General features: G+C 64.8%; 19 protein-coding genes. 3 read left to right on the top strand and 16 right to left on the bottom strand.

Annotation, left to right across the window (positions count from 1 at the left end):
• Positions 1-318 precede the first annotated feature (318 nt).
• The 14 genes from phoB to BJ122_RS18290 form a co-directional block, all read right to left on the bottom strand.
• The gene (gene phoB, locus BJ122_RS18355) at positions 319-1,026 is read right to left on the bottom strand and encodes a phosphate regulon transcriptional regulator PhoB (protein WP_027279224.1); all 708 of its coding nucleotides are present in this window, start codon (positions 1,024-1,026) and stop codon (positions 319-321) included.
• Positions 1,027-1,043: 17 nt separating this feature from the next.
• Entirely contained in the window at positions 1,044-1,760 is a 717-nt protein-coding gene (gene phoU, locus BJ122_RS18350) for a phosphate signaling complex protein PhoU (RefSeq protein ID WP_027279223.1), read from the bottom strand.
• 16 nt (positions 1,761-1,776) lie between these two features.
• Complete coding sequence (pstB, locus tag BJ122_RS18345; protein ID WP_110782742.1) at positions 1,777-2,604, bottom strand: phosphate ABC transporter ATP-binding protein PstB; 828 nt, start codon at positions 2,602-2,604, stop codon at positions 1,777-1,779.
• Complete coding sequence (gene pstA / locus BJ122_RS18340) at positions 2,601-3,446, bottom strand: phosphate ABC transporter permease PstA (protein ID WP_110782741.1); 846 nt, start codon at positions 3,444-3,446, stop codon at positions 2,601-2,603. The genes pstB and pstA overlap by 4 nt, the downstream gene beginning before the upstream one ends.
• Before the next feature lie 3 nt (positions 3,447-3,449).
• On the bottom strand, positions 3,450-4,448 hold the full coding sequence (pstC, locus tag BJ122_RS18335; protein WP_110782743.1) for a phosphate ABC transporter permease subunit PstC: 999 nt from the start codon (positions 4,446-4,448) through the stop codon (positions 3,450-3,452).
• A gap of 278 nt (positions 4,449-4,726) precedes the next feature.
• Positions 4,727-5,740, bottom strand: coding sequence for a phosphate ABC transporter substrate-binding protein PstS (pstS, locus tag BJ122_RS18330; RefSeq protein WP_110782740.1), 1,014 nt, complete (start codon positions 5,738-5,740; stop codon positions 4,727-4,729).
• A 141-nt stretch (positions 5,741-5,881) separates the two neighbouring features.
• A complete protein-coding gene (locus tag BJ122_RS18325; RefSeq protein ID WP_110782739.1) occupies positions 5,882-7,192 on the bottom strand; it encodes an ATP-binding protein in 1,311 nt (436 codons plus the stop codon).
• A gap of 33 nt (positions 7,193-7,225) precedes the next feature.
• A complete protein-coding gene (locus BJ122_RS18320; RefSeq protein WP_110782738.1) occupies positions 7,226-8,254 on the bottom strand; it encodes a lysylphosphatidylglycerol synthase domain-containing protein in 1,029 nt (342 codons plus the stop codon).
• Between the two features lie 210 nt (positions 8,255-8,464).
• Positions 8,465-8,761 carry a hypothetical protein gene (locus BJ122_RS18315; RefSeq protein ID WP_110782737.1) on the bottom strand — a complete coding sequence of 99 codons (297 nt, stop codon included), beginning with the start codon at positions 8,759-8,761 and terminating at the stop codon, positions 8,465-8,467.
• A gap of 5 nt (positions 8,762-8,766) precedes the next feature.
• Positions 8,767-10,161: an OmpA family protein gene (locus tag BJ122_RS18310; protein WP_110782736.1), complete on the bottom strand. Its 1,395-nt coding sequence runs from the start codon at positions 10,159-10,161 to the stop codon at positions 8,767-8,769.
• Between the two features lie 245 nt (positions 10,162-10,406).
• Positions 10,407-12,272, bottom strand: coding sequence for a molecular chaperone HtpG (htpG, locus tag BJ122_RS18305; protein WP_110782735.1), 1,866 nt, complete (start codon positions 12,270-12,272; stop codon positions 10,407-10,409).
• A gap of 112 nt (positions 12,273-12,384) precedes the next feature.
• Positions 12,385-13,731 carry a sensor histidine kinase gene (locus BJ122_RS18300; protein WP_110782734.1) on the bottom strand — a complete coding sequence of 449 codons (1,347 nt, stop codon included), beginning with the start codon at positions 13,729-13,731 and terminating at the stop codon, positions 12,385-12,387.
• On the bottom strand, positions 13,728-14,393 hold the full coding sequence (locus tag BJ122_RS18295; protein ID WP_110782733.1) for a response regulator transcription factor: 666 nt from the start codon (positions 14,391-14,393) through the stop codon (positions 13,728-13,730). Before BJ122_RS18295 ends, BJ122_RS18300 begins: the two co-directional genes overlap by 4 nt.
• Positions 14,393-14,695 carry a PepSY domain-containing protein gene (locus BJ122_RS18290; RefSeq protein WP_110782732.1) on the bottom strand — a complete coding sequence of 101 codons (303 nt, stop codon included), beginning with the start codon at positions 14,693-14,695 and terminating at the stop codon, positions 14,393-14,395. The genes BJ122_RS18295 and BJ122_RS18290 overlap by 1 nt, the downstream gene beginning before the upstream one ends.
• Positions 14,696-14,927: 232 nt before the next feature.
• Here BJ122_RS18290 and BJ122_RS18285 point away from each other — a divergent pair, with 232 nt between their 5' ends.
• On the top strand, positions 14,928-15,518 hold the full coding sequence (locus BJ122_RS18285; protein ID WP_110782731.1) for a cytochrome b: 591 nt from the start codon (positions 14,928-14,930) through the stop codon (positions 15,516-15,518).
• A 245-nt stretch (positions 15,519-15,763) separates the two neighbouring features.
• Here the strand turns inward: BJ122_RS18285 and mtnA are convergent, their stop codons facing one another.
• On the bottom strand, positions 15,764-16,873 hold the full coding sequence (mtnA, locus tag BJ122_RS18275; RefSeq protein WP_110782729.1) for an S-methyl-5-thioribose-1-phosphate isomerase: 1,110 nt from the start codon (positions 16,871-16,873) through the stop codon (positions 15,764-15,766).
• A 162-nt stretch (positions 16,874-17,035) separates the two neighbouring features.
• Positions 17,036-17,911 carry an S-methyl-5'-thioadenosine phosphorylase gene (locus BJ122_RS18270; RefSeq protein WP_110782728.1) on the bottom strand — a complete coding sequence of 292 codons (876 nt, stop codon included), beginning with the start codon at positions 17,909-17,911 and terminating at the stop codon, positions 17,036-17,038.
• Positions 17,912-18,467: 556 nt separating this feature from the next.
• Here BJ122_RS18270 and BJ122_RS18265 point away from each other — a divergent pair.
• On the top strand, positions 18,468-20,018 hold the full coding sequence (locus BJ122_RS18265) for an AMP-binding protein (protein WP_110782727.1): 1,551 nt from the start codon (positions 18,468-18,470) through the stop codon (positions 20,016-20,018).
• 123 nt (positions 20,019-20,141) lie between these two features.
• A complete protein-coding gene (locus BJ122_RS18260) occupies positions 20,142-20,369 on the top strand; it encodes an FmdB family zinc ribbon protein (protein ID WP_110782726.1) in 228 nt (75 codons plus the stop codon).
• The last annotated feature ends 255 nt before the right edge of the window (positions 20,370-20,624 follow it).

Genomic DNA, 20,624 nt, shown 5'->3' with positions numbered 1-20,624 from the left:
CGAAACGGCATGGAACGCCTCCCCAAAAAGAGCCATTCCAGCCATTGTGATGTGTCCGCTATGTCCCTGAACACCCGTCAGGGATGTCCCCGGGCTAAACACTTGTCGCGGGCATCCACGTCTTGAAAGCGCTGCAAGATCAAAGACGTGGATGGCCGGGACGAAGCCCGGCCATGACGGGTGGAGAAGTCATCGCGTTTCGCGCAGGTTGCGATACAGGGTCGCATGAAGCGCGTCATATAAAAGAGCCTCGGTTCTGATCTCATCAGAACCGAGGCTCTTGTAACAGTCGCTGGTTTATCGCCAGGAGCCGATGCGTTACTGCTCGGCGACCTTGGCGAAACGATCGTCGAGGGCGTAACCCGCGCCGCGCACGGTGCGGATCGGGTCCTGCTCGCGGCCCGGATTGAGCAGCTTGCGCAAGCGCCCGATATGGACGTCGACGGTACGCTCATCGATATAGATATCGCGGCCCCAGACGCCGTCGAGCAGCTGCTCGCGGCTAAACACCCGGCCGGGATGTTCGAGGAAGAATTCCAAGAGGCGATACTCGGTCGGCCCAAGATCGATCGGGCGGCCCGAGCGCGCGACGCGGCGCTTTTCGCGATCAAGCTCGATATCACCATAGGCCAGCACGGTCGCCAACCGCTCCGGACTGGCGCGGCGCAGCAGGCCCTTGACCCGCGCCAAGAGCTCGGGAACCGAGAACGGCTTGACGATGTAATCATCGGCTCCTGTGGCCAGGCCGCGCACCCGCTCGCTCTCTTCGCCGCGCGCGGTCAGCATGATGATCGGCAGCTGCTTGGTCTCCGGCCGCGCCCGCAGCCGCCGGCACAGTTCGATGCCCGACAGCCCCGGCAGCATCCAGTCCAGCACCACCAGATCGGGAATCCGTTCCTTCAGCCTGGTATCGGCTTCGTCGCCACGCGCCACCGTTTCAACTTCGTAGCCCTCGGAGTCGAGATTGTAGCGCAGCAACGTCGCCAGCGCTTCTTCATCCTCAACGACCAAAATCCTCGCGCTCATCGTCTTCAAAGCCTCTGTCAGTTACCAGGCGTGGTATTGGCAAACGTGGTCATGTCGCCCTTGGGGCGCTCATCGATGATCTGTTGACCTTCGATCATGTAAAACACCGTCTCGGCAATGTTGGTGGCGTGATCGCCGATCCGCTCGATGTTTTTGGCGCAGAACATCAGATGGATGCAGAAGCTGATATTGCGCGGGTCTTCCATCATGTAGGTCAGCAATTCGCGGAACAGCGAGGTGCAGATCGCATCGACTTCCTCGTCGCCGTTCCACACCACCATCGCCGCCGGCAGATCATGCGCGGCATAGGCATCGAGCACCGCCTTGACCTGCGACTGCACGAGGTCGGTCATGTGCTCCAGGCCGCGGATCAGTTTGAGCGGATGGAAATCGCTGTCGAGCGCGGCAACGCGCTTGCCGATGTTTTTGGCAAGATCGCCGATCCGTTCGAGGTCGGTCGCGACGCGCAGCGCGCCGACGATTTCGCGCAGATCGACCGCCATCGGCTGGCGCCGCGCGATGGTCAGCACCGCGCGCTCCTCGATGACGCGGTGCAGATGATCGATTTCGCCGTCGCCCGAGACCACGCGCTTGCCAAGCTCGGTGTCGCGCCGGATCAACGCATCGACGGCATCCTTGATCTGGCGCTCGGCCAGACCGCCCATTTCCGCAACCAGCCGGGTCAGCTCCTGCAGGTCGCTGTCGAATGCCTTGGTGGTGTGTTCGAAGCCCATCTTGGTCCTTCCCGCGTCAGCCGAACCGGCCGGTGATATAGTCCTGGGTACGGCGATCGCTCGGCGAGGTGAAAATCCGATTGGTCTCATCGAACTCGATCAACTCACCAAGATACATGAAGGCCGTATAATCGGACACGCGGGCGGCCTGCTGCATGTTGTGCGTGACGATCGCGATCGTGTAGTTCTCTTTCAATTCGTCGATCAGTTCTTCGATTTTCGCGGTGGAAATCGGGTCGAGCGCCGAACAGGGCTCGTCGAACAAGATCACTTCCGGGCGCACCGCAATAGTGCGGGCAATGCACAGCCGCTGCTGCTGGCCGCCCGACAGGCTGAGCCCGGAATCGTTGAGCTTGTCCTTGACTTCGTTCCACAGCGCGCCGCCGCGCAGCGCCTTCTCGACACGGTGATCCATCTCCGACTTGGAGAGTTTTTCGTACAGGCGGATGCCGAACGCGATGTTCTCATAGATGGTCATCGGGAACGGGGTCGGCTTCTGGAACACCATGCCGACCCGGGCGCGCAGCAGATTGAGATCGAGCTTGGCGTCGAGCACGTTCTGATTGTCGAGGATCACCTGGCCGGTGGCGCGCTGGCCGGGATAAAGATCGTACATGCGGTTGAACACGCGCAGCAGCGTCGATTTTCCGCAGCCCGACGGGCCGATGAACGCGGTGACGCGGTTGGTCGCCAGATTGAGATTGATGGTCTTCAGCGCGTGATTGTCGCCGTAATAGAAATCGAGGTCACGAACCGAGATTTTCGCGCGCTCCGGCTGGGCGGCCGCGACGGACGGCAGCGGCGCAACGCCGGGTACGCTGGTGGCAATCGATATCTCGCTCATTTCGCAGTCCTCTCGGCGCCCAGAATGCGCGCACTGATGTTGAGCGCCAACACGGTCAGGGTGATGATCAAAGCTCCGGTCCAGGCCAGCTGCTTCCAATAGACATAGGGGCTCTGGACGAAATTGTTGATGGTCACCGGCAGGTTGGCCATGGTCTTGGTCATGTCCAGGCTGAAGAACTGGTTGCTGAGCGCGGTGAACAGCAGCGGCGCGGTTTCGCCGGCGACGCGGGCGGTGGCGAGCAGCACGCCGGTGATCAGGCCGGCGCGGGCGGCGCGATAGGCGACGCGCTTGATCACCAGCGAGCGCGGCAGGCCGAGCGCGGTGGCCGCCTCGCGCAGCGAGCTCGGCACCAGCAGCAGCATGTCTTCGGTGGTGCGCACCACCACCGGGATCACGATCACCGCCAGCGCCAGCGCGCCGGCCAGCGCGGAGAAGCCGCCCATCGGCACCACCACCGCGCCATAGATGAACAGACCGATGATGATCGACGGCGCGCTCAGCAGGATGTCGTTGATGAAGCGGATCACCGAGGTGATCTTGTCGTGGCGGCCATATTCGGCGAGGTAGGTGCCGGCGAACAGGCCGAGCGGCGCGCCGATGCCGACGCCGATCGCGGTCATGATCGCGGAACCGACAATGGCATTGAGCAGGCCGCCTTCATTGGCACCGGGCGGCGGCGTGTTGTGCGAAAACACCTGCCAATTGATGCCGGCCACGCCATTGAAGAACAGCGTGAACAGGATCAGCGCCAGCCAGGTGACGCCGAACGCGGCCGCGGCAAAGCACAGCACCCGGATCACGACATCGTTGCGACGGCGTTTGCGATAGATCGGGTTCATCGGTTATTTCCCCGCCTTCATTTCCAGGCGCATCAGCATCAGCCGCGCCGCCGCCAGCACGAAGAAGGTCAATACGAACAGCAGCAGGCCGAGCAGGATCAGGCCCGATTGGTGCAGGCCGTCGCTCTCGGCGAATTCCGAGGCGATCGCCGCCGAAATCGTGGTGCCCGGCGCAAACACCGAGGATTGGATCCGGAACGAGTTGCCGATGATGAAGGTCACCGCCATGGTCTCGCCGAGCGCGCGGCCAAGGCCGAGCATGATGCCGCCGATCACCCCAACCCGCGTGTAGGGGATCACCACATTGCGTACCACTTCCCAGGTGGTGCAGCCGAGCCCATAGGCGGCCTCTTTCAGCACAGGCGGCACGGTCTTGAACACGTCGACCGAGATCGCGGTGATGAAGGGCAGCACCATGATCGCCAGGATCAGCGCGGCGTTGAACAGGCTGAGATAGGACGGCGGACCTGCGAAGATGGTGCCGAGCACCGGCACGCCATCAAACAGGCTGATCATCAGCGGCTGGAAGTGATTGGCCAAAAACGGCCCGAGCACGAAGAAGCCCCACATGCCGTAGATGATCGAGGGAATGCCGGCCAGCAGCTCGATCGCCAGGCCGATCGGCCGGCGCAGCCAGATCGGGCACAATTCGGTCAGGAAGATCGCAATGCCGAGCCCGACCGGGATCGCGATCACCATGGCGATGATCGAGGTGATCAGCGTGCCATAGATCGGGCCGAGCGCGCCCAGCACCGGCGGATCGGCCGCGGGCGCCCAGCGCTGGGTGGTCAGGAACGAAAGACCATATTCGGCGATCGCAGGCCAAGCGCCGACGATCAGCGACAGGATGATGCCGCCCAGGATCAGCAGCACCGAGATCGCGCAGGCGCGCGTGATCCAATAAAAGGCGGTATCGCCCAGCTTGAAGGCGCTCAGCGCCTTGGCGCGGTCAAATGGACCGGCGCTATCGATGGATGCGCCTTCGACGGCCATGTCTGCCACGCCAGCCCCCTTGCTGCCATTCACGTGATTGCTCAATAAAGTGCTCATTGGCGTCCCTTACGGGCAATTCTGAGCGGGACGCATGTTCCGGGCGGTTAGCTCAACGCGCGAACCCCGGACCGCGGTCTTGCTGACCCGACCGATTGATGGAAGCTGCCGGCTCGGGACATACGGATCGGGCCAGGTGTGTCGGGCCATGTGTGTCGAGTAAGGCAAGCTTCAGAACTTGGTGTTCCGGGATCGCGGCCGCACCGCGACCCCGGACATTGACGTAGTAGTTAGCTCTTGATGTCGGCCGACCAGGTCTTTTCGATCTGCTTGACCACGGCTTCCGGCATCGGGATGTAGTCGAGTTCCTCGGCCATCTTGTCGCCCTTCTCGAACGCCCACTTGAAGAACTTGATGGCTTCGGCGGACGCCGCCTTATCGACCGGCTCCTTGTGCATCAGGATGAAGGTCGCGGCGGTGATCGGCCAGGACGTTTCACCGGGCTGATTGGTGAGGATCACGTAATAGCCCGGAGCCTTGCTCCAATCGGCGTTGGACGCGGCCGCCTGGAACGAGGCCATGGTCGGCTGCACGGTCTTGCCTTCCTTGTTGATCAAGGCGGCGTAGGTCAGCTTGTTCTGCTTGGCATAGGCGTATTCGACATAGCCGATCGCGTTCTTGGTCTGGCTGATGTTGCCGGCGACGCCTTCGTTACCCTTGGCGCCGACGCCGACCGGCCATTCGACCGCCGCCGCGCCCGGACCAACCTTAGCCTTCCAATCGGCGCTGGTCTTGGACAGATAGTCGGTGAAGTTGAAGGTGGTGCCCGAACCGTCCGACCGGCGCACCACGGTGATCGCCTCGGCCGGCAGCTTCAGGCTCGGATTGAGCTTGGTCAGCGCCGGGTCGTTCCACTTGGTGATCTTGCCGAGATAGATGTCGGCCAGCGCTTCGCCGGACAGTACCAGCTGACCCGGCTTGATGCCGTCGAGATTGACCACCGGGACGATCGCACCCATCACCTGCGGCCACTGCACCAGGCCTTCCTTCTCAAGCTGCTCGGGCTTGAGCGGCGCGTCGGTGGCGCCGAAGGTCACGGTCTTGGCGATGATCTGCTTGGTGCCGGCGCCCGAGCCGATCGACTGGTAGTTCAGGCCGTTGCCGGTTTCTTTCTTATAGGCGTCCGCCCACTTGGAGTAGATCGGGAACGGGAAGGTCGCGCCCGCACCCGTGATGTCGGCAGCGTAAGCCGACGTCGTGGCGGCGATCACGCCCGCAGCGACGATAGCTTTGAAGAAATTCATGGAGGTCTCCCTTGGTAAGCGAAGCGCTGGAGCGCGCCCGATTGCGCTTACTGCGCCCCCTCTAGGAGCGGCTGGTTGACCTTTTATGAGAGTTTGATGACACTCCTGTGACTGTCGCAAGGCATTGATATTACGACTATTTTAACCACCGGCCACGGGCTTTTGCGAGGGCAGACAAGCGGTGAAAACCGCGCCCTTGCCGAAGGTGCTCTCGATCAGGAGCCGGCCGCGATGGCGGTTGACGATATGCTTGACCAACGACAGCCCAAGCCCGGTGCCGCCCTGGGCGCGGCTGTCGCCGACATCGACCCGGTAGAACCGTTCGGTGAGCCGCGGCAAATGCTCGGGCGCGATGCCGGGGCCGAAGTCCCGGACGCTAAACCGGAACTCCTCGCTGCCATCGGCGGCGGCCGCGCTGGTCAGCGACACCACCACCCGGCCGCCGGAGGCGCCGTATTTCAGCCCGTTCTCGATCAGGTTCTCGAACACCCGCAGCAATTCCTCGCGGTCGCCGGCAATGGTGGCGGCCTCGAGCTGCAAATCGAGCTCGATCACGACCTGGCGCTCCTTGGCGAGCGCTTCCAGTCCCTCGATCACCTGCCGGATCAGCGGGGCGATATCGACGCGCGCTTCCGGGCGGACGTGGACCGACAATTCCACCCGCGACAGCGACAAGAGGTCGTCGATCAGCCGCGCCATGCGCCGCGCCTGGTTCTGCATGATGCCGAGGAAGCGCTCGCGCGCCTTGGCGTCGTCGCGCGCCGGGCCCTGCAAGGTGTCGATGAAGCCGGACAGCGCCGCCAGCGGCGTGCGCAATTCGTGGCTGGCATTGGCGACGAAATCGGCGCGCATTTCCTCGACCCGGCGCAGCGGCGTCAGATCGTGGAACGTCATCAGCATGCAATGATCGATGCCGTCGAACGCGGTCGGCACCGCGATCGGCGAGATGATCAGCTCGAGCAGCCGGTTGACCGGGGCGTGGTCGGCATAGGTGGCGCGACGCGGCTGCGCGGTGGCGATCGCCTCGCGCAGCGCGGTGACGAAATCGGGCGAGCGCAACGCAAACTGCGCCAGCTCGTTGACGCGCAAAGCCGGCACCAGCTGCGAGGCGGCGGCGTTGAGATGCAGCACCCGGCCGGCGCGGTCGAGCAGCACCGCGGGGTCCGGAATGCCGGCCACCACCGCGCGCACCACCGGCAATTGCACCGGATTGACGCCGAGCTGTTCCTCGCGCGCGGCAATCGCTTCGCGCAGCCGCCAGGGCACCAGCGTGGCGGCGACGATGCACAAAAACCCCATCACCGCGCGTCCCGGCGTCAGGCCGGCGAACAGCCACAGCGCGGTGAATACGAACGCGGCGGCAAGCAGAATGATGGCGGCGTTGCGCAGCCGGTCGGCCCATTGCCGCGTCCAGTGAGCGTTGATCGGCACGGGCAATGACTGATGGGTCATCGAAACACTATCCTGTCGGGCGTCAGCCCAGCACTATCCGGGAGAAACGTCTTCGCGGGCCGGTTGCCCCTCGATCAACGCCTTATGGGGCCGCTTTGAGCGCGCCCAGATGATCACTTCGCGTACCGCCAGGATCATCACCGAGATTATAAACGGGGTCACGTAATAGAGCACGCGGAACAGCAGCATGCCGGCCAGCAGCTCTTCCTTGTCCATCTGCCACAGCCCGACCAGCATCGCGGCGTCGAACACGCCAAGGCCGCCCGGGGAATGGCTGGCAAAGCCGAGCAGCGTCGCCGACACGAACACCACCGCCACCACCACAAAGCCGAGGTCCGGCTCATCCGGCACCAGCACATACATCGCCAGCGCGCAGCAGCCGAGATCGACGATGCCGATCGCGATCTGTAGCAACGTCAATGAGCAGCCCGGCAGCATCACGGTCCAGTTGCCGCGGCCGAAGCAGCGCGGCTTGATCGACACCCAGACCACGTAGATCGCAAGGCCCGCGAGCGTGACCAATGCCGCGACGCGGTTGACGGCCGGCGGCAACTGATCGATCGCTGACGCCGCCTCGGGATGATAGGCGATACCGATGCCGAGCACCGCGGCATTGCCGAGCCAGAAGGTCAGGCCGGCCAGAAAGCACACTTTGGCGACATCGACGGCGTCGAGCCCCCAGGCCGAATAGATGCGATAGCGAACCGCACCGCCGGTGAACACGCTGGCGCCGACATTGTGGCCGATCGAATAGCTGGTGAAACCGGCCAGCGCGGTGATGCGATAGGGCACATCGCTGCGTCCAATGGTCCGCACCGCGAATAGATCGTAGAATGTCAGTGTGAAATAGCCGGCGGCGACGAACAAAGCCGCGAGCGCTACCGAACTTGGCTCGGTCTGCCGGACGGCGTGCACGACATCGTCAATGTTGATGTCGCGGAGCATGTGAAACAAAACATAGCAGGCAGTCACAATAACGGCGACGCTGATCACAAAGCCGAGTTTGTGCAGGATTTGCTTCTGTCGCAGAAACGAGATCGCCCTGCGTAATGCTTCCAGCATCTAGACCTCGAATGCGCGTCCACAAGCGGCGACCGGGCCGTTCGGATCAGTTGAGAGCCTCCGCCTCATCCGGTTGGTAGCGCGTTTCCGGGTAAAGTGGAAATCAGCCAGTCCGGTCAAACATACGCTCCTTCCAACAACAAAGCGTAATCGACCGTGCCGTCGCCGTCATGTGCGGCCCGGTGAACTATCTGTCGCACCGTCTCGCGCTCAAGTGACCGGCGAATGACGCGACACCACCAGATGGCGCAGCCAGGAGCCGACCGCACAACCTGCGAGATAGACAGTCAGCATCGCCAATCCAAGATCGAGCCAATAACCAAAGCGACCCGGCACCAGCTTGGCGAGCGCCAGAGCGAGCAGCAACGCGGCGCCAGCGCCGAGCCAAATTGCCGCAGTTTTGGTAACGCCACGCCCGCGGTGCACCACCGCGATCCAGCCCATGCCAAAGCCGAGCACGGCCGCACCGAGCAACCAGCTCCAGGAGAATGTCGCCAGTGTGACCATCGCCGCTACCTCACCGTGAATTCGATACGGCGATTCTGCGCCTTGCCGTCTTCGTTGTCGTTAGCCGCCACCGGCTGGGCACTGCCATAGCCGACCGGCCGGAAGCGCTCCGCCGGCAGCCCGGCCTTGACCATGTAGTCCACCACCGCCTGGGCGCGGCGCTCCGACAGCGCCTGGTTGGACGCGGCCTCGCCGTCGCCATCGGTGTGGCCGGCGACCTCGATCACCGAACTCGGGCAACGCATCGCGGTTTCCGTCAGCCGGTCGAGCAGGCCGACCGAGTCCGGATCGATATTGGCCTTGCCGGATTCGAAGCGGATCTTGCCCTTGCCGAGCAGGTCCGAGAACAATTGCTGGCACACGGTCGGATCGACCGACGCCGCCGCCGGCTTGACCGCGACCTCGACCTGCGACTGCCAGCCCTGCGGCAACTCCTTGGACAGGCCGGTGCGGATCTGCCCGACCGCCTGCTCGAACAGCGCGTGGCCGCTGAGGCGGATCGAACGGTCGGTGACCACCAGCGAGCCGGTCGAGAGCCGCGACAGCGCACCGAGCGCCATCACCACCGCGTTGGAAAAGCCCTGCGGCGCACCGACGCTGGCCTTGAGATTGTCGACAATATTGTCGCCGACGAATTGCCGGCCGGCTGCGGCCGCCAGCGCAGCATGGACGGCATTATCCGGCACATAGCCGGTCAGCGTCAGGGTCAGCGCCACCGGGTCCTTGACCGCCTGGAACACGTAAGGCGGTGACTTGATGTCGTTGCTGACCACCGAGAACCCCTCGGGCAGATTTTTCAGCGCCGCGGCGATCGCTTCGCTGCCGCCGAGTTCGCGCGCCATGCCGGACAGCGTCACCTTGGTATCGGTCAGGGTGATCTTGCCGTCCTTGAGCCGGCCGATCTGATCGACCAGCAGCAGCGCCGCCGCGTCGAACCGGGTCGGCGCGCCGCGCGACAGCGCCATCCGGTCGGCGATTTCGACACCGCCGAGGCTGTTGCGCGCCGCATCGAGCAGCTTGGCCTTGATCGCCGGCAGCGGCGTATTGCCGCCAAGCGTGACCCGCACCACGTCGCGCTCCACCGACCAGACATAGGGCACGGCTTCCGCGACCAGCTTGGTCTCGTCATTGACCAGCCGGACGCCGGGCACCGCGTCGATGGTCGCCACAGCGGCGGTGCGCCCCTGCTCCGAGAACGCCTCGGCGCGGAACGTGACGTCACGGCCAGAAACCGCAAGCTGGGTCTTGTCCAGAACCGTGTCCTTGAGCGCCGCGTTAGAGCGCGCGGCCAGATCGGCTTCGATCGGCTCGGTGGTATTCCAGCAGGCCAGTCCCCAAAGAATGGCGAGCGGAATCGTACCCGGCCACCATTTGCTGCTCGATCTCAGAAATTCGCGCATTCGACATCCTGCTGGGTCGGGAACTAGAGAGAAAACAAACCCTTGAAGGGCTGTCAAACGTCAATTCGGCGCAGCAGATGCCCGAACAGGAAACGTCTGTTCGTCAATAGCATGCGTTCAGGCAGCGGGCGCGACTTTCACGATCGAAAGCAATGATCGGGCAGTTTGGTCGCAGTTTGCGCTCCATTGGCGGGCCGATTCAAAAAGGGCGCCGCGATGCGGCGCCCTTGTCGATCCGTGTTGAATTACAGCGCGCGCAGCACCAGCCGGTTGACGCGGCCGGCAAAGCCGGCGGGATCATCCGGCAGCTCGCCTTCGAGGATCTGCGCCTGCTCGAGCAGCAGCAGCGACAGATCGGCGGCATCGGCCTGGCCCGGCCGGCCGATCGCGGCCACCAGCGGATGGCGCAGATTGACCTCCAGGATCGGCTTGCTCGCGCCGCCGCGGCTCTGCTGCGCCAGCATGCGCTCCAGCGCCCGGTCCGGGCCCTGGCCGCCGGCCACCAGGCACGAGGCGCTCGAGGTCAGGCGCTGCGAGGCGCGCACATCGGCGACGCGCTCACCGAGCGCGTCCTTGATGGTCGCGATCACCAGCGCCTCGTCGGTCTCCTCCGTCTTGGCCGGCTCGTCCTTGTCGGTCTCGACGGTCGGGATCAGGCCGAAATCGACATCGCCCTGGCTCAGCGACTTGAGCGGCTTGCCTTCGTATTCGAGCGCCACCGAGGTCCAGAACGCATCGACCGGGTCGGTGAGCAGCAGCACCTCGATGCCGCGCGCCGCCGCCGATTCCAGCTTCGGGTTCGACTTCAGCCGGTCGAGCGAGTCGCCGACCAGATAATAGATCTCGGTCTGGTTCTCGCGCAGCTCGGCGACATATTGCTTGAGCGTGCGGTTCTCGCCCTTGGTGGTGGTGAAGCGCGACAGCGCCAGCAGCTTGTCGCGGCGCTCATAATCCTCCCACAGACCTTCCTTGATCACCGGGCCGAAGGAGTCCCAGATCTTGGCGAAGCTGTCGGCGTCCTTGTCGGCCAGGTGCTCGAACTCGCCGATCACCTTGCTGGTCACCGCCTTGCGGATCTGGGCGAGCTGCGGATTGTTCTGCAGCATTTCGCGCGACAGATTGAGCGGCAGGTCTTCGCTGTCGATCACGCCGCGGATGAAACGCAGATAGCCCGGCAAGAGATCGGCATCGTCGGTGATGAACACGCGCCGGACATAGAGCTTGACCCGGCCCTTGCGCTGCGGCTCGAACAGATCGAACGGCTTGGTCGAGGGCGCGAACAGCAGCACCGCGTAGGAGTAACGGCCCTCGGCGCGGTAGTGCAGCGTCATCGCCGGTTCGTCGAACGCATTGGCGATCTGCTTATAGGCCTGGGTGTAGTCTTCGGCCGACAATTCCGACTTGGAGCGCTGCCACAGCGCGCTCGCCGAATTGATCTGGCGCGGCTCGCCCTCTTCCGGCACCAGCTCGATCGGGAACTGGATGTTGTCCGAATAGGCCGTGACGATGCGCTCGATCTGATAGGCTTCCAGATATTTGGCGGCATCGGGCTTGAGATGCAGCACGATCTCGGTGCCGCGCACCACGCGCTGGGCGTCTTCCTCGCTGGCCGGCGCGATCTCGAAGCCGGCGCCGCCCGAGGAACTCCAGCGCCATGCCTGATCGGAGCCGGCGCGGCGGCTGGTGACCTCGATGCGGTCGGCGACCATGAAGGCGGCATAGAAGCCGACGCCAAACTGGCCGATCAGATTGGCGCCGTCCTTGGCCTCGGTCAGCTTGGCCAGGAACGATTTGGTGCCCGATTTGGCGATGGTGCCGAGATGATCGATCAGCTCCTGGCGGTCCATGCCGATGCCGTTGTCGATCACGGTCAGCGTGTCCGGCGCCTTGCGCGGCACGATCTGAATTTTGGGCGCGCCGCCGTTCTCCATCAGCTCCGGCTTGGCGATCGCCTCATAGCGCAGCTTGTCGAGGGCGTCGGAAGCGTTGGAGATCAGCTCGCGCAAGAAGATGTCGGTTTCCGAATAGACCGAGTGCACCATCAGGTTCAAAAGCTCGGCGACTTCGGCCTGGAACGGTTGCATATGCGGGGCGGTATCGGTCGTCGTCATACTCTCGCTCGATCAAAATGTTACTGATTGGAACCGCGGATATAGCGTGCGGACCGCCGATCGCAAGACGACCGTCCATAAGTCGAGCAATCGCAGGACGCCTGATCGCAGCTCAGCTCGCCGGCTGGCACAGCGCCCGCAGCCCGCCAAGTTCCGAGGTCTCAAGATCGAGGCCCCAGCCATAGGCTTCCAGCACCTCCTGCACGATGGCGAGGCCAAGGCCGGCGCCGCCGCCGCGCTGGTCAAGACGCATGCCGCGCTCGGTGACCTTGAGGCGCTGGGGCGCGGCGATACCGGGACCGTCATCCTCGACCGCAACGCCGCCATGGGCGCCGAGCACGATCCTGATCTGCGAGCGGGCGTGCCGGGTGGCGTTGTCGAGCAGATTGCCGAGCACTTCGGCAAGGTCGGTGCGCGCCAAGGGCAGCGTGGTGCCTTCCGGCACCGCGATCTCATAGCTGATGCGCTGGCCATCGGGGGTGCGCTCCAGAATCGACACCAGCGAGCGCAGCAACGGCTCAAGCTCGGTCGCCACCGCCACGCCGCGCCGCCCCGATCCCTGGGCGCGCGCCCGCGCCAGCTCGCGGTCGACATGGCGGCTCATCGCCTCGCCGACCGCCTCGATATCGCGGGCGAGATCAAGTTCGCCGCGCTCGCGCAGCCGCTCGGCGTCGGACAGCAGCGCCGCCAGCGGCGTCTTCAGGCCATGGGCGAGATCGGCGGCGCGGCCGCCGGAACGCTCGATCTCGCGGTCACGGGCGTCGAGCAGGCCGTTGACCTCCTCGACCAGCGGCAGCACCTCGATCGGCACGTCGGTCTGCAGCCGCCGGTTCTCGCCGCTGCGAATGAGCGCCACGCCCGACCGCAGCCGGTTGAGCGGCCGCAGCCCGAGCAGCACCTGCACCGAGGTCGCCAGCGCCAGCACCAGGCCGAGCATGCCGAGCGCGATCATCAGATCGCGGGCAAAGGCGGCGCTCGCCGCCGAGACCCGCGCCAGATCGACCGCCACCACCGCCCGCACCGGCACGGTGCGCTCGCCGACCGACAGCAGCGCGCGCCGCTCCACCACCAACAGCCGCGCGTCGGCGGGGCCCGGCAGCTCATGATGATGGACCTCGCCCGGATCGATCTGATCGACCGCGACCGGCAGCGTCGCATCCCATAGCGAGCGCGAGCGCAGCAGCCGGCCGCGATCGTCGCTGACCTGCCAATACAGCCCGGACAACGGATCGGCAAAGCGCGGATCGACCGGCGGCCGGGTCACATCGAGCTGGCCGCTGGCATTGACGGTGATGCCCGCCAGCAATTGCTTGAGATGCAGTTCGAGATCGTCGGTGACGTTGCGGGTGACGTGGCGTTCGAACAGCACGGTCAGCCCGACGCCGGCGATGCTGAGCGCGATCAGGATCGCCGCGGCGCCGCCCGCGATCAGGCGCAGCCGCAGCGAGCGCCCGGTCATTCCGCGCTGTCCGGCACGATGTAGCCAAAGCCACGGCGGGTTTCGATCACGTCGCTGCCGAGCTTTTTGCGCACCCGGCCGATCAACACCTCGATGGCGTTGGAATCGTGCGCGTCCTCATTGCCATAGATGTTTTCGCTGAGTTCGTGCTGCGACACCACCCGGCCGCGATGCAGCGCCAGATAGGACACCAGCCGATATTCCAGCGGCGACAGATTGACCGGAACGCCGCGCAGATCGACCCGCATCTGCCGCTCGTCGATGGTGAGTTCGCCAATCCGGATCAATGACGACGCCTGCCCGACCGAGCGGCGGATGATGGAGCGCAGCCGCGCCAGCAGCTCCTCCATGCGGAACGGTTTTGGCAGATAATCGTCGGCACCGGCGTCGATGCCGTCGACCCGCTCGGCCCAGCTACCGCGCGCGGTCAGCACCAGCACCGGGGTGCGGCGATTGTTGCCGCGCCAGCGCTTCAGCACCGACAGCCCGTCCATGCCGGGCAGGCCGAGATCCAGAATGATGGCGGCATAGTCCTCGGTGTCGCCGCGAAACCAGGCCTCTTCGCCGTCGCCGACCACTTCGACCACGTAACCGGCGGCCTCCAGACCGCGCGCCACGTCGGCCGCGATCCGCCGATCATCTTCGACCACCAGCACCCGCATCACTTTTCCTTGGTGCGCCTGATCTCGCCATTCTGGGCGTCGACATAGACGTCGAACAGTCGGCCAGACTTGTCAATGACGCGGAATTCGTACAGCCAGACGCCTTGCTTGCGCTCGATCTCGACCCCGGTGATCTCGCCGGGCAGCCGGCCCTTCACCAGTTCGAGCAATTGCGCGAGCGGCTTGATCTCGCCGCGTTCCACCGCGTCGCGCACCGCGTCATGGTCGTAACGATCGTGATGATGGCCGTGCCAATGGCGGCGGGCGCCTTCAGGATCAGCTACACCCGCGGTCACCGACATCGCCGCCGTTGCGATACCTAATGCGACGGCCAATGCCACGGGACGAAAACTAGAACTGCTCGACTTGCACATGATGACGCAACTATGCACGGCCGCTGCTGACAGCTGGCTGACAGCAAATCGCAACGCGATCGCGCCACGGCAAAACTGACAGAACGATGACCCGCGGCGTCAGATCGAGGTCAGCGGCACCATGGCAGAGTGCGGCCATTGCCAACCAAGGCCGAGCCTCATGACCAATACTGCACAGGGCGCTCACGCGCTCCCAACCTATCATCCGCACCACGATGCGCTGACCCAGGCGCTGCATTGGGTTTCGCTGCTGGCCGTGATCGCCGCGGCCGCCACCGGCTGGATCATGGAAGACATCGCCAAGGGCGCCGCCAAGACCCAGGTCGTCAATCTGCATGCCTCGTTGGGTACGTTGATCATCGGCCTGACTTTGCTGCGGCTGTTGTGGCGCGGCGGCGCGCCTGCGGTCGAACCGCTGCGCCGGCCGTGGTGGCTGTTTGTCGCCGCCAAGACCATGCAGGTCGCGCTCTATGGGCTGCTGGTGGCGCTGCCGCTGACCGGACTGCTGATGATGGCCGCCAAGGGCCGCAGCTTCGAGATGTTCGGGCTGTTCACCGTGCCGCCGCTGCTGACGCTCGACCGCGGCTTGGTGCATTCGATCGAGGAAGTGCACGAGGTGATGGTCAATCTGCTGATCGGCTTGGTTGGCCTGCACACGCTAGCGGCGCTGATGCACCACTACGTGCTCAAGGACGACGTGCTGCTGCGCATGATGCCGCATCGCTTGATCCGCAGCGACAGCCAGTCCTGACACCTCGCTGACAGCGCCGCATAGAGATCAACACCACGCCCAAAGCAAACGAGCCGGCGCCCCCCGCCGGATCGTTTCGTATAGGGCTTTGATCGCTTCTAATACCAACGGAAATTGATACCAACCCATTCGCACGTCATGGCCGGGCTTCGTCCCGGCCATGACGTCCTTGATCTGCACCGCTTTCAAGACGTGGGTACCCGCGACAAGCGCGGGCATGACGAGTGCTTGTGGGCGTCGTTGGACTACGCCGCCGCAGCAGCGGAGCGTTCCGGGAACGCCGCGGCAATCGCCGCGCGATCGGCCTGCAGCACGCCGCGTTCGGTGATCAGTCCGGTGACCAGCCGCGCCGGGGTGACGTCAAAACCGTAATTGGCGACCGGCGAGTCCTTGGGCGTGATCCGCACCGTCTCGATGCGGCCGCTGGCGGTGCGGCCGGTCATCATCGTCACTTCGGTCGCGTCGCGCTCCTCGATCGGAATCTGGCGCACGCCATCATCGATGGTGAAGTCGATGGTCGGCGACGGCAGCGCGACATAGAACGGCACGTTGTTGTCGTGCGCGGCCAGCGCCTTCAGATAGGTGCCGATCTTGTTGCAGACGTCGCCCGACGCGGTGACGCGGTCGGTGCCGACGATCACGATATCGACCATGCCGTGCTGCATCAGATGGCCGCCGGTGTTGTCCGGGATGATGGTGTGCGGCACACCATGATGGCCCAGCTCCCAGGCGGTGAGCGAGGCGCCCTGGTTACGCGGCCGGGTCTCGTCGACCCAGACATGGATATTCAGGCCGGCGTCGAAGGCGTGATAGATCGGCGCGGTCGCGGTGCCCTGATCGACGGTGGCGAGCCAGCCGGCGTTGCAGTGCGTGAGAATGTTGATGCGCTGGCCCGGCGGCTTGCGGGCGCGGATCGCGTCGATCAGCGCAAAGCCGTGACGGCCGATGCTCTGATTGATGGCGACGTCCTCATCGGCGATCGCGCCGGCGCGGGCATAAGCGGCCTTGGCGCGCTCGGCTGGCGGCAGCGGCTGCAGCGTGGCGCGCATCTCATCGAGCGCCCATTTCAGATTGATCGCGGTCGGCCGGGTCGCCAGCAGCGTGTCGTAGGCCTGCGCCAGCGCCGCGTCGGAGGCGTCGGCGTGCATCGCCAGCGCCATGCCATAGGCGGCCGCGGCGCCGATCAGCGGCGCGCCGCGCACCAGCATCGAGCGGATCGCTTCGGCGGCCGCATCCAGGCTGGTCAGCGTGGCGATCACATATTCATGCGGCAGCCGGCGCTGGTCGATCGCGCTGACGGTCCAGCCGTCGGGCTCGAGCCAGATGGTGCGGGTGTGCTTGCCGTCAACCTTCATCGCAAAAACCTCGATACTGATAGCCTCAGAGTGCTGTGTTCCAGCACGATCCAATTGCTTCGTCATGCCCGGCCCTGTGCCGGGCATCCACGTCTTGCGAACCGTCGCCGCAACCAAGACGTCATGGCCGGGACCAGCCCGGCCATGACGGCGTGCTGATCGTTACGCCTTCAGAATACGGCCGGCGACCGCATCGAGCTTCTTCAAAAGCTCCGGATCGCGGGCTTCCGGCGCGGTCAGGATCGCGTTGTCGAGCGCGCGGTCCGAGCCGATCGGGCACGGCTCGTGCTCACGCGGGAATTCCTGGGCAAAGCGCGCCACCAGGCTCTTGGCCTTCTCGGCGTTCGAGGTCAGCACCCGCACGATGTCCTGCACCGTGACCGCGTCATGGTCCGGGTGCCAGCAATCGAAATCGGTGACCATCGCCACGCTGGCGTAGCAAATCTCGGCTTCGCGGGCGAGCTTGGCTTCCGGCATGTTGGTCATGCCGATCACCGAATAGCCCTGGTTCTTGTAGGTGATGCTTTCCGCGTAGGACGAAAACTGCGGGCCTTCCATGCACAGATAGGTGCCGCCGCGCACGATCGAAATGCCCTCGGCTTCGGCCGCAGCGGCGAGATGGATGCGCAGCCGCGGCGACACCGGGTGCGCCATCGACACATGGGCGACGCAGCCGGCGCCGAAGAACGAGCTTTCGCGCTTATAGGTGCGATCGACGAACTGATCGACCAGCACGAAGGTGCCGGGCGGCAGTTCTTCCTTGAACGAGCCGCAGGCCGACAGCGTGATCAGGTCGGTGACGCCGGCGCGCTTCAGCACGTCGATATTGGCGCGGTAATTGATGTCGGAGGGCGACAGCCGGTGCCCCTTGTCGTGACGCGACAGGAAAACGATCGGCAGCCCGGCGATGGTACCGCGGCGCAGCGTCGATGACGGCTTGCCCCACGGGCTCTCGATCACCTCGTCCCGAACATCTTCCAGTCCCGGCAGATCATAGATACCCGATCCGCCGATGATCCCCAGCACCGCCCGTGTCATGCCAACTCCTGTCGTTGTTGCGCCTTGCATTCACCATGGGGACGGGCTGTCCACAACCCCTGACACGGCGGCTTCATCCAAATGTCGAAGACAAACCGGCTCTGCGGGCTGGACATGACGCCGCGGTGTGCAGGTTTTGGTTCCCTCCGCCGCCGCGGCTGCTCTAGAATGAGTCGCAAGACGACAGAATGACGACAAAAACGTTCGGGAGGATCGTCTTGCAGCGCGGGCGCGTCATCTCTGGCGCAGGAAAAGCCGTGATCGGCGGCAAGCCGGCCGCCGCCGCGGCTTGGGCCGGGCGCGGCCGAAGCTTGGCCCGATGCGCTGCCCCGGCGCTGGCCGGCCCTCCCCCTGATTGCCTGACCGAGCAGCCCCCGCCGCGCCCCACCGCGGCACATGGGTTGTGCCGCGGCATGGCCGCCACGCTTCAGCCAATTGGCGCCAACCGGGCCGCGACCGCGCCCGCAGCGCCCCACCATCCGCGACCGATCGATGATCCGCCGCCAGCGCGGAGGTTTTCGGCCGCGCGGTAACAACCACAACAAAGGGAGGAACCATGTACACCGGAGAGCAAGCCAAAAAGCGCCCCGACCACCCCGCCTTCATCATGGCGTCCACGGGCGAAACCGTCAGCTATCGCGAGCTTGACGCCCGCGCCAACCGGCTGGCGCACCTTTTGCGCAACCACGGACTGCGGCGGCTCGATCACTTCTCGATCTTCATGGAGAACAACAATCGCTATCTGGAAGCGAACGGCGCCGGCGAGCGCGCCGGCCTGTACTACACCTGCGTCAACTCCTATCTGACCGCTGGCGAACTCGCCTACATCCTCGACAACAGCCAGTCGCGGGTGCTGATCACCTCCACCGCCAAGCTCGATGTCGCGCGCGAGGCGCTGCAGCAAAGCCCGCAGGTGACGCTGTGCGTGGTGGTCGATGGCCCCGGCGAAAGCGAGTGCATTGTCGGCCTTGAAGAGGCGACCGCCGGCCTGCCGGACACGCCGATCGCCGACGAAAGCCTCGGCACGCCGATGCTGTATTCATCGGGCACCACCGGCCGCCCCAAAGGGATTTTGCGGCCGCTGCCGGAGCAGCCGCCGTCGCAGCCCTTGCCGCTATTCTTCTTCCTGCACCAGCTGTGGCAATATCGCGACGGCATGATCTATCTGTCGCCGGCGCCGCTCTATCACTCCGCGCCGCAGGCCGCGGTATCGCTCACCATCCGCAGCGGCGGCACCGTGATCATCATGGAGCATTTCGATCCCGAGCAGTATTTGCAGCTGGTCGAGCGCTACAAGGTCACGCATAGCCAGCTGGTACCCACCATGTTCTCGCGGATGCTGAAACTGCCCGAGGAGGTGCGCAGCCGCTACGATCTGTCATCGCTGGAGATCGCGGTGCACGCCGCAGCGCCCTGCCCGCCGGCGGTCAAGGAACAGATGATCAAATGGTGGGGGCCGATCATCCACGAATATTACGGCGCCACCGAGGGGCTCGGCTTCACCGCCTGCAACAGCGAGGAATGGCTCAAGCATCGCGGCACGGTCGGCAAGGTCATGCTCGGCGATCTGCACATCCTGGACGAGTGCATGAAGCCGTGCCCGAAGGGCGTGCCCGGCCAGATCTGGTTCAAGACCGCCAGCCCGTTTGAGTATTTCAACGATCCCAGCAAGACCAAGGAAGCGCGCTCCGACGACGGCAGCATGAGCTCGGTCGGCGATGTCGGCTATGTCGATGACGACGGCTATCTGCACCTCACCGACCGCGCCACCTTCATGATCATTTCCGGCGGCGTGAACATCTATCCGCAGGAATGCGAGAATCTGCTGATCACCCACCCCAAGGTCGCCGACGCCGCGGTGTTCGGCGTGCCCAATGACGATCTCGGCGAGGAGGTCAAAGCGGTGATCCAGCCGATGCCGGGCGTCATTGCCGGGCCGGAATTCGCGCAGGAACTGATCAGCTTTTGCGCGCAGTCGCTGTCGCGCCAAAAAGTGCCGCGCTCGATCGATTTTGTGGAGGAACTGCCGCGGCTGCCGACCGGCAAGCTCTATAAGCGGCTGCTGCGCGACCGCTATTGGGGCAACAGCGCCTCGCGCATCGTTTGATCGCGTACGGTCACCATGCGCCCGCCGACCGGGACCGCTGTGCGGCGGCCCGGCCGGCCTCTGGTCCAATTCCTGCATCATTTGCTGGCAAATGGCCTGCGAACGGGATCAGGAGGCACAATCATGCCGCTTTACGGCTTTCATTGTGGGGAATGCGACAGCGACAGCGAATTGCTGGTCGGGATGTCGGAACGGCCGCGCTGCCCGCGCTGCGGCAGCCGCAAGATGCAGCGCCTGGTGTCGAAGGTGGCAGCGCCCGGCAAGAGCGCCGGCTTGATCAAGGCGGCGCGCGCCCAGGCCGCGCGCGAGGGTCATTTTTCCAATTACAGCCGCGCCGAACGCGGCGGCTGACGGTGTTTGGGACTAACGGACTGAACTAAACGATGTGCCCCCTCCCTCCCCCCGCGGAGCGGTGGGGAGGGTCGGCGCGCAGCGCCGGGGTGGGGGGCACTAACCCGCACACCCCACCCGTCCGGCCGATTGGCATCGGGCCGTCCACCCTCCCCACAAGGGGGATCGTTGCGTAATTTGATGACGCAGGTTTTTGAGGGGACTTTGGACAGGTTTGCGGTGTGTCTTGGAGCGTCCGCGGGCGGCTAAGCGAGG

Origin of the sequence: Rhodopseudomonas faecalis, assembly GCF_003217325.1 — a bacterium.
Lineage (GTDB): Bacteria > Pseudomonadota > Alphaproteobacteria > Rhizobiales > Xanthobacteraceae > Rhodopseudomonas > Rhodopseudomonas faecalis.
Note: the sequence above shows the minus strand (reverse complement) of the source record. Positions and strands in the feature narration are given on the sequence as shown.